This is a genomic window from Sphingomonas sp. 320_CC (genome assembly GCF_059691795.1).
In genome coordinates this window covers 800421-814026 of the sequence record NZ_JCAWAE010000001.1, presented here as the reverse complement: position 1 = coordinate 814026, position 13606 = coordinate 800421, and the positions used below count along the sequence as shown (strand labels likewise).

Sequence of the window (13606 nt, the reverse complement as noted above, 5' to 3'; positions counted from 1 at the left end):
CTATAGCACACATGGGTGACAAAAGCTGTCAGGGTATCTCCATGTCGTTCGCCAAGGCCCAGGAACTGCTCAAGCTGGCCATGATGGCGACGCGACGGAGCGGCGTGTCGCTCGAGGAGATCATCGAGGAGTTCGGCTGCGTGCACCGCTCGGCGCAGCGTATGACCGTGGCGCTCGAGGCGGCCTTCCCCCAGACGCAGGCCGACGACGGCGAAGACCGGAAGCGCCGCTGGCGAATCGCCGCGCGTGCCATCGCGCCGCTCCTGACACCCTCGGCCGAGGAACTCGCGGCGCTGACCACGGCGATCAACGAGCTCGACGTCGCGGGTCTGACCACGGAGGCGACCGCCGTGCGAGGCCTCAAGCAGAAGGTGCGCGCCCTCATACCTCCCGAGGCGGGAACGCGGCTCGCCGTCGACGAGGAGGCGCTGGCCGAGGCGCTCGGTCACGCGGCCCGCCCAGGACCACGGCCGGCGCAGAACGGCGGCGTCGATGCCGCCATCTACGAAGCGCTGAAGGGCCCCTTCCTGCTGCGGTTCCCCTACCAGACCCGGAGCCAGCCGAAACCCAGGGACAGGATCGTCGCGCCCCACGGCCTGTTGCTCGGAACGCGGCGCTACCTCGTCGGTCGCGACACGGCGAAGCCCGCGTCCTCGCCGCTTCAACACTACCGCGTGGAGGAGATCACGCGGGCCGAGGTCCTGCCGGACAGCTTCGAGATCGATCCGGGCTTCGACATCCGGGCACATGCCGAGAAGGGGTTCGGCTCCTTCGAGAACGAAGCAGAGCACGGCGACGTCGTCTGGCGCTTCTCACCGGAAGCCGCTCCGCACGCACGGCGCTTCGTCTTCCATCCCACCCAGACCGCGGTCGAGGAGCCGGACGGGTCGTTGCTCGTGCGCTTCCGGGCCTCGGGTCACCTCGAAATGTGCTGGCACCTCTACTCGTGGGGCACGTCGGTCGAGGTGCTGCAACCGGCTGCGCTGAGGGAGCTGGTCCACGGACACCGGCGGGCGTTTGGGGCCTTACCGTGATCTGCGCAACAAGCGCCAAGAGAAAGGTAAAAGGATCCGGATCGGATTGGATCCGACGTACCCTGTCGACGCCTGCTTGAGGAGACGATACCGGGTCCGCCACTGCAACCAACGGGCTCGGTTCGACCAACCGGTAAAACTCGATCAAGGATGATTCGGATGAGACGCGTCCAGCACAATTCGACGCCGGTGCCGTTGATCCTCGGTTCGGACGAAGCCGCAAAGGCTCGCGTCGAAATCGCAATCTTCCTCGATCGTAGTGATGAGGAACGTTCTACCCGCCGCGCTCCCCTGCAAGAACGCTTTTTCCGCTCGCCCGAAGTTCGAAAGTCGCTCGAACATCTGTTCCACGGGAAGTGCGCGTATTGCGAGGACCGGTCGGAGGTCAGCGTGGAGCACCACCGCCCTCCCGCCAATGCATCGGGCGGCCGTAAGAGCGCTCCCGACCACTACAGCTGGCTCGCCTACGAGTGGGAGAACCTGCTGCTGATCTGCGCCGCGTGCAATCGCCGCAAGGCGTCTCGCTTTCCGCTGCGAGGCAGTCGCGCCCCGGTGCTGGCCGAGTTCGACGAGGTACGCGCACGAGAATCGCCGGTTCTGATCGACCCCGGCTATGATCGTCCAGAATGGCATCTGGCCTTCACGATCGACGGCCGATGCCATCCCCGCACCGATCGGGGAGCCGGTACAATCGAACTCCTCGAACTTAATCGTCCGTCGCTGATCAAGATGCGCGAGCATGAATTCCGTCGGTTCACGTCCGGGGTGCTGGACGCGAATAGCCCAACCGAAGTTCTCGCCCTGATGCTAAGCATCGAAGCCGATCAAGAATGCTACGGCGCATTGTTGATATTGCGGTATCGCTACGCCGTCGAACTCGCAAAGGTGCAAGGCCTACCCGTCTTCCCCTTCGACGACACACGCGGCGGCCTCGGAATGCTGCACGCGGATGCTTCCATGCGACATGTGAATACGGCATTCTCGGCGCTTGGAACGATCGATGTCGAGCCACAGGTCAACGTCCCATCGGGCGTCGTCGAAATACCAGCTTGGCGCGGCTTCTCGGCGCCAATGCGTCGCGTGGAAATCCGTAACTTCAAAGCGATCGAGTCGCTTGACCTTGAATTCCCGGTACATCGAAAGGACAGGGGCGGCGCTACGTGCATGATGATCTTGGGCGAGAACGCCACCGGTAAAAGTTCAATACTCGAGGCGATCGCGCTGACGCTCGCCGGCACCAAGACGGCATCGACGTTTCCCGTGTCCCCCCGAGAACTAGTCCGCCGTCCACCGCCCGGCTCCGGCCAAGGCCGCGAACCAGCGAGGGTCACGATCTTCTTCGTCGAGGGCGGGACCGCCGAGCTCCGCATCCCCGTGGACGGGAGCCGCTTCGAAGGAAATGAAGAGGCAAGCGCCAATGTCCAGGCCTACGGTTCACGACGCTTTTTTCTCAAGGGGCGACGGAAACGCGCAAAGAGCGGCGGCATGCGAGGGTTGTTCGATCCGCTCTGGGTACTACCCCATCCAGACCTCTGGCTTGGAAAGCTCGAAGAGAAGGCTTTCCGCGAGGTTGCTCGCGCACTGCGCGAGATCCTCGGACTCCCGGACGACAGCGACTTCCGGCGGGACCGCGCCCAGGGCGTGCTAATCGTCAGCAAGGCTACTCGCGCTAACGCCAACGGGGTGTCCGAACATGTCGGGGAGACCGGCATCTCCATCGAGCAGCATAGCGAAGGCTACCGCTCGCTGTCCGCTACGGCTGTCGACGTGATACGCGCCATGCTCGGTTCCGCGCCCGATCTTGCAGAGGCGGAAGGCGTGGTGCTCATCGACGAGATCGAGACGCATCTCCATCCTCGCTGGAAAATGCGCGTCATGGCCGCGCTCCGGACGGCGCTGCCGAAGGTCCAGTTCATTGCGACGACGCACGATCCGCTGTGCCTGCGCGGAATGGATGACGGCGAGGTGCAGGTGCTCGTTCGCGACCAGGACACGATCGAACGCCTCATAGACCTTCCAAGCGTTACCGGCATGCGGGCCGAGCAGCTTCTGACATCGGAATTCTTCGGACTTGGGTCTACGGATCCGGAAACGGACTCCAGGCTGATCCGGTATCAGAACCTGGCATCGCGTCATCACCTTGATGATGACGAGACGGCGGAAAAGGCCGAGCTCGGCCAGCAGCTCCAGCGGGAGATCTCCGTCGGCAACAGCTTCGCAGACCAGATATTCGTCGAGGCTCTCCGTCGTGCCGATATCGACCCGTTCATGCCACCTGCCAAGGTACGAGCGAAGTCGCGTCGGGACATGGTCGAGACGCTGCTTGGAGAGATCGATTCCATCAAGGCCGGCTTTGCGAGGTCACGTCCATGATCTTTGTCGAACGGTCCAAGGTTCCAGCGTCGCTCGATCCGGATGACGAGAACAGCGCGGGCGCGAAGGAGCGTGCTCGCTTCGTCGATGCGTTCAGCACAGAAGGCAATCTTCCGGAGACCAAGGACTACAGAGCTTATGCCGGGGACGACGTCCGCGAGGCGTTGACCGTCCTCTTCCACGGTAAGTGCGCCTACTGCGAAAGCGGCGTCAGCGGTTCAAGCCAGACGGACATAGAGCACTTTCGACCGAAGGGCGGCGTCAAGGACGCGGACGACGCCGGCGTTACGCATCCGGGCTACTGGTGGCTGGCGATGTCGTGGGACAATCTCCTGCTGAGCTGCATGCATTGCAACCAGCATCGCCGCCAGCTGATAATGAGATCGGGCCTTACGACGCAGGAGATCGAGGATGCTATACTGGACAACGATCTGCAAACGACCGGTAAGAAGAACGCCTTTCCAACAGCGGACGGTCAGTGGGTAACAACTTACGACGGTAAGGTAGCGGACGAGAAGCCGCTTCTGATCGACCCGACGAAAATCGATCCCGCCGGCCTCTTCGACTGGGAGTTCGAGGGCGAACTATCGACTGTGAAGGCCAAAAACGGCGATGCCAGAGCGGAGAAGACGAAGGACGTCCTCGGCTTCAATCGTCGCCACCTAACGGAGGACCGTGCGAAGACGGTGTTGCTCATGCGATCGCTGGCAAGCGACGTCCGCGAGGCGGTCGATTGCATGGGAAGGGCCGTGAACGACGAGGTCGCCGACGCTCACCGAGCCTCCGCCATCAGGTCGCTCAAGTCGCTTGCCGAGTTCGCGAAGAAAGAGAACAACTTCGCCGGCATGGCTAGAGCGTTCCTTGACGAGGTCAGGGGAACCGTGGCGGCGGCGCTATGAACCCGCGTCGCTGAAACACTTACTTCAGATCGGTCCGGCACCAGTCTCAGCGAGGTGTCGCCAGGAGCAGTAGAATACCTGGCATTGCATCCGATACATCGGCCGCATCGGGCGCGGGTATCAGAATGTCGAAGTGCGCAATCATCGACGTTCAGGCTCGTACTCGTATCTCGATGAGGTGTAGAAGTTCCGGCACAGGCCCCGCCGGTTTACCGGGACGCTGCAGTCCAGAGTACGAAGCCAGTGCCGGTCGGGGGTTCGTGACAGGCCTCCGAACGCTACTAGCCACCACGAACCATTCCGCTTCACCCGACCCGACGCGAGCATACAGATATTGGGAGACCGAGACGTGCTGATGATGGTGGAGGAAACGGCCGATAAGCGCCGGTCGCAGCGCGATCTCGAACGATCGGTGACCGCACGCCTAAAGTCACAAGGCGTTCGCAACATCGGCTTCCCGAGCGGAAACCGCGATGAGACCGTCTATTCGAACGGATCCGGTTCTCTGTGGTGCGCTTTCGGATCCGCCGAAGACGCCAAGATACCCAGGCGTTGGAACGCCTTCGGCGTCTTCGACGACAAGCGACACGCTCAGATCATCACGGTCGAGATCAACATACCGACGTTGACGAATTCCGGAGCGGTCGCAGGCTTCTTCGCACGGGATCCCGCGACGGGCATCGTCTACCTCATGCATGATGGCGGGATCGGCGGCGGCAAGCCCGGGGTCGGTCAAAGCGCCTTCCTTGCATGGTCCGACCACGAACTCATCGAGGTCGGCCGTTCCAACGGGAATGTCCGCGAAGGCATCCTGCTCGGCCGCGTGGACGCGGGCGACATCACGTCTCGTATATGGCGCTACGTTCAGATTGTTCGAGACTTCAAGGATGCGGTCGACAGCGGCGCGCTCGACACCGATGCCGTGCGGCGGCGCGTCGCCGAATGGGACGCCTATCGCAAGGAGGCTCGCGGTCGACGGCGCGGGACGCGACGGGCCGAGATCGACTACATCTCGTACCACGGCGACGTAGTCGATCTGCTGCGCGACGAGCGCGAAGGTCGCAAGACCAAACGGGAGGAGGTTCTCAACAGCCCCCTCATCGACCTGTACGTCAGGGCCGGCGGGACGATGACCGAGCTCTTCGAGGTCAAGACCAGCATCAGCCGGCAGTCGCTGTACACGGCCATCGGCCAGCTCGTGACGCATTCGGCGGATGGCGGCGGAAACGTCTCGAAGACCCTCGTGATACCCGAGGGCGACCTGCCGGACGATCTCGTTCGGAGCATCGGCGCACTGAACATCGATGTCCGCCGCTTCCACCTCAGCCGAGGCGCCAAACCCAAGATCTCGCTGCTCTGAGCGTTGGGGGCAGGCTCGCCGTCCGCCAATGCCGCCGACGCGGGCCGTCGCGGTTAGACGGCATCGAGACCGAAAGACATCTGAATAGAGGAGAGCGTTGCATGGATTCCGGGTTCACCAGGGAACAGTTCGATTTGCTGCGCGACCACGGGGGACGGCCGGCCGAGAACGGTCCGTCGGGTCACGTCTACGCGGTTCTCAAGGACGCGCACTACGCAACCCGGGACTGGGCCGACGATCTTCAGGCGGCACACTTCCCGATGGGGCGGGTCAAGGCTCGGCGAGCGCCTATCAATCAGGGGGGCAACTACACGCCCTACACCTGGGCGAAGATATACCCGCGTCCCGACGCCCCGAAGGTGCTCGCCTACACCGTCGGCATCGACGCCGTTGGCGCATTCATCGTGAAGATTGACACTGTGAACGGGGGCGGCGTCCTGCAAACTAAATTCGAAGCCGTGCGGGGCCCAACCAACGACGGAGCGCCGATCGCCGCAGTGATGGACGCCGCGACGGGCCTGGCGATGAGCCGGGAGGATCTCGTTTCGTGGAGCGCGAAGGCCATACGCGGCTTCTCGCCGACTTATGACGAACTCGTGCAGATGCTCGACCTCGGAGGACCGCTTCGCCTCATCACGGAACCCGACACCGCACGGACGGCCGCGGCTGACTGGCGGCGGGCGATGACGGATGGCGTGGTCCGGCGGGGATCGACACGCTGGGTGCCGGACGGTGAGATCGTGCTCAAAACTCCGAAGGTGGAGGAGGAGCGGACGACGCTCACCATGGGCGTACTGCCCAAGGGAACCGGATGGACGGTCGGCATCGCCGATCCACTGAAGCCGGGATCCCAAAACCCGCTATCGAACTTCGCCACGGACTCGACAGGCCGACGCTACCTCGTCCACCAGGCCCGCCTCGGCTCGAACGCGAAGAACATCCTCGAGACGGAGTTCCTTGAGGTCACCGGATTGACCACGGTGGACGTCGAGGTGCCCGACGAGGGCCTGGCGCGCAAATGGGTCATCGTCGCCGACCTCGATGCCGATCCGGTCCAGATCCGTCGATCCACCGGCCGCTTCGTCCACCTGTGCGCTCTCGTGCGAGCGGCCCGCGTCTCCGCGAGCCAAGCGGCAGACTTGGACGACGAAAGCGTGCTTTCGAACTCGGATTCGGACTGGGTCGTCCGGATCGCGCCGGACGAGGTCGGTGGAACCTACGTCATCACCCCCCGCCCCGCCCTCGACGAACGCCTCGTCATCAAGCGTCACGGCCTCGTCTCGATGACGCTGCACGATCACCTGGCCAAAATGAACGTTACGATGCGGAAGCTCCAGCATCCCCTCGGCTTCCAGATCGACGGCGAGATCCTGCGGCCGGACTCCAAACCGCTTCTCATCGAGATAAAGACGAGCATCTCCGCGGCCGACGTGCACACCGGCGTCGGGCAGCTTCACCTCTACAGCCAGCTGATCCCGGGGCTGGATCAGCACGCGAAGGTCCTGCTGCTGCCGAAGATGCCCGCCGCACAGGTGGTCGACGCGATCGCGGCAACCGGTATAGTCGTGCACACCTATACCCTCACCGACACGGCTGAGGGTGGCGAAGCCGTATTCTCCAACGCCTTCCTCGCTCTATGCACGGGCGGCTGAACCCGCTCGACGTCGTGCGGCATCTTTCCGCCCGGGACCCGCGCCTACTTTGGGCGAGCCTCGCCGCCGCGGGCCCTACAGTTGAAGCACGAGGCGTCTCGTCACTAAAGTCGGGCGGCGACAACGGTCCCAAACCGCCGAACGCAAACAGCTGCCAGTGGTGCAGCCAGTCTGCGTCCTTCCGTGGACGCGTTCAACGTCGGAAGGCCGGGCTACCGGAAATCTTTCATGAGGTCGTCGATCGTTGGGTCCTCGTCGCTCACGAACGCTGCGCCCCGTGCCGTTATGCGGTGGCAGCCCCGACCGGCGTTCTCCACCTGGCCCTTCGCGTATAACGACGACGAACGAGCAGGCGCGAGCGCGTTGTTGATCCGGTTCTCCCATACGTACTCATTTGGACGGGTTGGGGATGCGGCACGTTCCGCCGGAGTCCAGGGGAGAGCACCCGCAAGATGCTTCTTCAGTTCGCCGTTTGTCCAGATCTTGCCGTCACGCATCACTTGGAGAATCGCGATCTGAATGGAGAGTTCATCCGTCTCAAGTGTGGAACCGGCCATCCAACGATCCTTACATAGGTCTGCACAGGGAGCTACGGCGGACGGGAAAAATCATCTCGTACGAAACTTGCTCTAACGTAAAGAGCGCCGGCCTAATCTTGTCGGTGGAGATCAATCTGAAGCGCTGGGTGCGATCTGTTCGTCTCCCGCACGATTGGTTCGCAACCTCACGTTTGCACAGTGTAGAGTCTTGCCGGAGGCGTCCATAGAGGACGCTCGTCGTCTGAACGGCCAGCTGCCACAAACGCGGCCATGGTTCCGGGATTGTCGAGACTCCGCCATCCGCGCGGAGTGCGTTGATCGGGCGCAGCGCGCTTCGGAGGAGGCCTCGAGACGGAAGGGGCTCCGGCAACATCGCGCAGAGGCGAGCGCCCCCGTCGCCTTTGGCCATTGCGGAAGGCCGGTTGCAGCTGCTGGACGGGACGGTCGGCCGGGGTGCGACGGTCACGGCACGGATACCGCTGGTGCGGGACCGAGCGCGTCAGGCGACGGCCCGGTCCGTCGTTGACCTGGCTCTCGCGAACCCTATGGAGGGACCGGCAAATCGGACGGACAGGCCGTCCGGTGTGTACAGAGGATGGGTACAGAGACCATCCGGCGCGATACCAGAAAACGGCTGATTTCCGCCATTACTTGGGTATCATGTCCCCTCTCGTAGGGGTCACCAGCTTCCGCTTCGTGACGGAAGCGATCAGCGACATTCATTCTCCGCGCGAGCATCAGGGTTTTCCCCTTTCCCGTCGATACTTGTCGACGCGCATTTCCAAACGAAACGTTTTTGTGTCGAGTGGGGAAACCGATCGATCGATGGCCTGCGTCTCACCGCTGCAACAATCCAGACCGGCCGCCTGCGCGCCATCATTGAACGCTACACCGCCGCGGCGATCGAGGGCGACGTCTGACCCGCGCGGCACGTCGTTCAGGGCACGGCAGACGGCTAAGCAAGCCGACCCGAATCGATGCCGGGGGAGGCATCGATTCGGGTCGAGCTGAGTGCGTCTCAAAGGCGGTGACCTCGTATCGACCGCTCAGCGCCTCTGAGGAAGCGTTACCTCGCCGCGTTGTCAGCCGCTGCGGCGTCGAGCTTGTCCTGCGTCCGCGCATCGAAATCGCCAGCGTCATGGCGCTCGGGTAGCTGACTGGAAGGATCACCCATTACGCGGTTGACCATCCTCCCACGCGCCACTGCGGGCCGTGCGGCGATCAGGTCGGTCCAGCGGATGACGTTCTTGTAGTCGTTTACCTGAAGGAACTCCGCGGCCTCGTAGACCAGCCCCTTCACCAGAGCACCGTACCAAGGCCACACCGCCATGTCGGCGATCGAATACTCGTCGCCGCCAAGATACTCGCTCTCGCCCAAGCGCCGGTCGAGAACGTCGAGCTGCCGCTTCACCTCCATCGCGAAGCGGTCGATCGCATATTCGATCTTTACCGGCGCGTACGCGTAGAAATGCCCGAACCCGCCGCCGAGCATCGGCCCCGCCCCCATCTGCCAGAACAGCCACGAGAGCACCTCCGCGCGCTTGGCGACATCGGTGGGCAGGAACGCACCGAATTTCTCGGCGAGATAGACGAGGATCGAGCCGGACTCGAAGACCCGGATCAAGCTTTCACCACTGCGATCGACGAGTGCCGGAATTTTCGAGTTCGGGTTGGCCTCGACGAAGCCGCTGCCGAACTGGTCACCGTCCATGATCTTGATGAGCCAGGCGTCATATTCGGCACCCGTATGGCCAGCAGCGAGAAGCTCCTCGAGCATCACCGTCACCTTCACCCCGTTGGGCGTCGCCAGCGAATATAGCTGCAGCGGATGCTTACCCACCGGCAGCTCCTTGTCGTGCGTGGCGCCGGCGATCGGCCGGTTGATGCTGGCGAACCGACCCCCGCTCTCCTTGTTCCAAGTCCAGATCTTCGGCGGCGTGTAATCGGCGGTCTCGGTCATTAGGATTCTCCGCGTGGGGGTTATTCCTTGTCGGCGCCGTGAGCCGTTGCGGAATATGACGCAAGTGCGGAGTACGCCTATCGAGTTGCTTTGCGCTCCGCCGCTGACGCAACAAGGGACGCCCCGTAAGACCGGGGCACCCCAAGGAAGTATATTAGGCCCACCAGATAGTCGGCCGGTTTTTCGCCTTACTTGATCGCGACGCGGATCGAGAAGGTGAAGCGGCGATCGTTGATGAACCAGTTGCGAGGCCGCGTCAGCAGGTCGTCGTTGATCACGTACGAAGTCCGCGTGATCGAGTTCGTCAGGTTCACGCCCTGGAAGCCCATACGTACCGAGGGTGTCACCGAGTAGAAGATCGAGGCATCGACCTGACCATAGGCTTCTGCGAACACCGGTGAGTTCGGCACGATCACGTCACGAATGGTGAGCAAATTCCTCGAACGCCAATTATAGGCGGCGCGTATTTCCAATCCATTGCGCTGATAGAACGGCCCGGCGTTGACTTGGTATTTCGACAGACCTTGCAACGGCAGACCGGCGGTATCGATATTGGAAATTATGCCTGCGGTAACGTTCGGATCATTCGGGTCGAGGGTCTGCTGTGGCACGCCGGACGATTCGATGTACGTAAAGTTTCCGGAGAAGCCGAACCCGGCCAGAAACCCGGGCAGGAAATCGTACGTCTGCTGGTACCCGAGTTCGAGTCCCTTCAAGCGACCGGTATCGGTGGAGTTGAGCGGCGTTGTCACGATACCGTCGAAGCTTACACCGTTGTTTGTGAAGGTCTGACGCTGCAAACTGTTGGTCTGCACGCCAAACAGATTCTTCTTGAACAGCGACAGCGTCAGCTGGCCAACGTTCGAGAAATACCATTCGGCGGTCAGATCATAATTGTCGGCACGCACGGGCTTTAGATACGGATTGCCCACGGTAAAGTTCGCTATCGGCCCGCCGTTGAACAGAATGTTCTGGTCGCTTGTGTTAAGGCCGACGTTGTAGAACGCCCGGGTCTGGTCGAAGTTCGGTGGCGCGACGCTCTTGGTGAAGGCCGCACGGAACTGAAGACCACTGCCGACCGCCAGCTTGACGTTGAAGCTTGGCAGAAAATAGTCATAGCTCAGCTTGGCGGCGATTGGCGACAACGCACCATTCTGGAATGCGGCCGCAGCCGCTTGTGTGGCGCCGGGCAAGGCGCAGAAACGGGATACCGTCGCACCGGTTGCGATCTGCTCCGGCGTCAAGGTCGGACAGCTGAAGGACTGTTGCGGGAACGAGTAGAAGCCAGACGAGATTCGGCGTGTCTTCGTGTAGCGCACGCCGACATTGCCACTCAGGTTCCACCCGTTCGACAGGTCATTGCCGAATCGCACGGAAAGATACGCCGCATTGTTGCGCTCGCTGACCGGGTTGATCTCGCCGGGCAGGAACGGCGTTCCAGCGACTGCGCCAGCCCGCCCAGCCAGCGGGACCCAGCCATTGGCACCCGACAGATTGCTCGTGAAAGTCCGCCATTCCTGGGCAATCTGCGTGATCGCCTGGGTCGCTGCGCCGTAATCCTGGAGGAAACCTCCCGGTACGAACACGCGCCCGCCATTGGACGCATCGTTCGCCTGACCCCGGAAGAAGTTGTCGTAGAGGAACGCTTGCTGCGGGCCGAGTTGGCCCGCGTCGCGGGTCGCCGGATTGCCATCGATCGGCCGATCGAACCAGACCGGGCCGCCCGGACCGACCGATGCCGTCGCGGCAGGATCGGCGGCGGTCGGCGCCGGGACGGTACCGCCGCCCCAGATTTCGCTGAGCACGCCCCAGTTGTACGCCGTCGAACGCGCATCGTTCTGACGGTCGGAGAATCGATAGCCACCCCGGATCGAGGTTAGCCAGCTGTCCTCAGGAAACGAGTAATCCAGGTCGATACGCGCCGAATCCTCATTACCCTTGCTGTCCTCGATGTGATCCATCGCAGCACGGTAGAAGTTGTTATAGGGGTCCGTGTAGCTGGGGTGCGCGGCGTTTTGGTAGTTATTAGGTCCATTGGCGACCGGCACGAAGTTCACATAGGCAGGATCGCTACCATTCAGACGTATGTCCGCGTTCTGATAGCTCGTGCCCCACACAGTCAGGTCGGTTACCTTCACCTGCGACCAGACATGCTGATAGTCTACGTTGACGCCGAGCCGGCTTGTCGCCTGCCATTTGAAGTTGAAGCTCGCGTCGTTGGTGCGGAACCGCGATTCGTTGCCGCGCGCGATATTGTTGCTCTGCAGACCATTCGTCGGCGTACGCATATCGGCAGGCGCGCTCTGGTCGGCGCGGTAGCCGTTGGGGCCAGTGATCAGGCCGCCGGTAAAGACGTTGTCGTCGTCAAAGGTAAAGCTCGTGCCCGGGAAAGGCTGCGTATCGCCCGCCGCCAGCACGTTGTCCGTCGCCACTTCGATTGAATTCTCGGTCCAGGCCTCGCGCGAGTCCGTGCGGAGAAACTGTGCCGTCGCGGTCTTCGACCTGTCGGGGCTCCGCCACTGACCGGCGGCCGAATAGCCATAGCGCGTGCGATCGAATTCCTGGCTCCGGATCGCGGCACCCCGCGGGAGATAGGTCGTGCGGGCGAACGGCACCGTCACCGCCGCCGACGTCGCCGTTGCGGGAGTCGCGATGATCGAGTTGGGATTGTTCGGATCTATGTTGCTTGGCTGATAAAAGACGCCGTTCGTACCCTCCGGACGCTCGCCCCAATTCGAGATCTGCACGCTGTCAGCGCGGCTGCGGACCTGCGAGCGGACGAAGCTGCCGAGCAGACCGAAATCGCCTATGCCGGTTTCCCAGCGGTCGCTGGCGAGGACCGAGACGGTCGGCGCCGACTTCTTAACGAAGTCACCGTAGTTGTTCTCCAGCGTGCCACCAATGGCAAACCCGACGGAGTCGAACGGCAGACGCGTCCGCAGATTGACCGTGCCGCCGATACCGCCTTCGATCATGTCGGCCGATGGGCTCTTGAACACATCGACCCCGCCCAGAAGCTCGGACGGCACGTCGGCAAACGACAAGCCGCGACCGTTGTTCGCGCTGAACGAGTCGCGTCCGTTGATCTCCGAGCGCGTATAGCTCAGGCCGCGAACCGTGACGCCCGATCCTTCGGTCGAGAAATGGTCTGGGTCGACGCCGGCCGAGAAGTGGCTGATCGACACGCCCGGAACGCGCTGCAATGCTTCGGTGACCGAACGGTCCGGCAGTGCACCGATATCCTCGGCCGAAATCGAGTCTACGACGACTTCTGAATTCTTCTTGATCGCCTGCGCGCTCTGCAGGCTGCGACGAATGCCGGTGACCACGATGTCCTGGTTGGCGGCCTCGTCCTGCGGGGTCGCAGTCGACTGCTCGGCCTGCGTCGGCACGGCGCCACCCGACGGAACCTGCGCGTTTGCGGAGGGCTGTGCCTGCCCGGACGAGGAGGCGTCGACGCTCGCCGCTGCAGCCCGATCTGAAGGTGCGGTACGGCCAAGCGCCGCCGGGGTCGGCGTGCTCTGCGAAGGAAGTGTATCTGCTTGCTGGGCATGCAGCATCTGCGGCGACGCGGCCAGGCACAGCGCGATCAACGATGCCCCGCCCTTCAGCGCACCAATACGAGTCGACGCAACTAAGATATTCGCAGTGACCATGACGTTCTGCATCCCCTTTATAGATAGCGCTATCATTCTTTGGCGCGCTTTATCTGTCTGGCGAGGTAGCGTCACACGAATGTAACAGCTACATAAAAGGTTAAGAACGCTCGGAAATGAGTGGGTAGTTGCC

The 13606-nt window shown here is 62.5% G+C and carries 8 protein-coding genes; 5 read left to right on the top strand and 3 right to left on the bottom strand.

The window, feature by feature from the left end; all coding sequences use genetic code 11:
* The first annotated feature begins 11 nt into the window (after positions 1–11).
* The 5 genes from AC59GX_RS03725 to AC59GX_RS03705 all read left to right on the top strand — a co-directional run bounded on the left by AC59GX_RS03725 (position 12) and on the right by AC59GX_RS03705 (position 7318).
* Positions 12–1034 (top strand): helix-turn-helix transcriptional regulator, encoded by a 1023-nt coding sequence (locus AC59GX_RS03725; RefSeq protein WP_497300847.1) that lies wholly within the window; start codon positions 12–14, stop codon positions 1032–1034.
* Positions 1035–1193: 159 nt separating this feature from the next.
* On the top strand, positions 1194–3407 hold the full coding sequence (locus AC59GX_RS03720; RefSeq protein WP_497300845.1) for an AAA family ATPase: 2214 nt from the start codon (positions 1194–1196) through the stop codon (positions 3405–3407).
* Positions 3404–4306: an HNH endonuclease family protein gene (locus tag AC59GX_RS03715; protein WP_497300844.1), complete on the top strand. Its 903-nt coding sequence runs from the start codon at positions 3404–3406 to the stop codon at positions 4304–4306. The genes AC59GX_RS03720 and AC59GX_RS03715 overlap by 4 nt, the downstream gene beginning before the upstream one ends.
* Before the next feature lie 349 nt (positions 4307–4655).
* Positions 4656–5666 (top strand): hypothetical protein, encoded by a 1011-nt coding sequence (locus AC59GX_RS03710; RefSeq protein ID WP_497300842.1) that lies wholly within the window; start codon positions 4656–4658, stop codon positions 5664–5666.
* A 101-nt stretch (positions 5667–5767) separates the two neighbouring features.
* Positions 5768–7318, top strand: coding sequence for a hypothetical protein (locus AC59GX_RS03705; protein WP_497300841.1), 1551 nt, complete (start codon positions 5768–5770; stop codon positions 7316–7318).
* A 212-nt stretch (positions 7319–7530) separates the two neighbouring features.
* Here AC59GX_RS03705 and AC59GX_RS03700 read toward each other — a convergent pair whose 3' ends face one another.
* The 3 genes from AC59GX_RS03700 to AC59GX_RS03690 form a co-directional block, all read right to left on the bottom strand.
* On the bottom strand, positions 7531–7875 hold the full coding sequence (locus tag AC59GX_RS03700) for a winged helix-turn-helix domain-containing protein (RefSeq protein WP_497300839.1): 345 nt from the start codon (positions 7873–7875) through the stop codon (positions 7531–7533).
* 1048 nt (positions 7876–8923) lie between these two features.
* A complete protein-coding gene (gene yghU / locus AC59GX_RS03695; RefSeq protein WP_426280930.1) occupies positions 8924–9817 on the bottom strand; it encodes a glutathione-dependent disulfide-bond oxidoreductase in 894 nt (297 codons plus the stop codon).
* Between the two features lie 188 nt (positions 9818–10005).
* Entirely contained in the window at positions 10006–13485 is a 3480-nt protein-coding gene (locus AC59GX_RS03690) for a TonB-dependent receptor (RefSeq protein ID WP_497300837.1), read from the bottom strand.
* Positions 13486–13606 lie beyond the last annotated feature (121 nt).

Bases quoted from the DNA above. Each gene is read 5' to 3' on its own strand.
- AC59GX_RS03715 (WP_497300844.1), top strand. From the start codon at position 3,404: ATGATCTTTGTCGAACGGTCCAAGGTTCCAGCGTCGCTCGATCCGGAT.
- AC59GX_RS03725 (WP_497300847.1), top strand. From the start codon at position 12: ATGGGTGACAAAAGCTGTCAGGGTATCTCCATGTCGTTCGCCAAGGCC.
- AC59GX_RS03705 (WP_497300841.1), top strand. From the start codon at position 5,768: ATGGATTCCGGGTTCACCAGGGAACAGTTCGATTTGCTGCGCGACCAC.
- AC59GX_RS03700 (WP_497300839.1), bottom strand. From the start codon at position 7,875: ATGGCCGGTTCCACACTTGAGACGGATGAACTCTCCATTCAGATCGCG.
- AC59GX_RS03690 (WP_497300837.1), bottom strand. From the start codon at position 13,485: ATGCAGAACGTCATGGTCACTGCGAATATCTTAGTTGCGTCGACTCGT.
- AC59GX_RS03720 (WP_497300845.1), top strand. From the start codon at position 1,194: ATGAGACGCGTCCAGCACAATTCGACGCCGGTGCCGTTGATCCTCGGT.
- yghU (WP_426280930.1), bottom strand. From the start codon at position 9,817: ATGACCGAGACCGCCGATTACACGCCGCCGAAGATCTGGACTTGGAAC.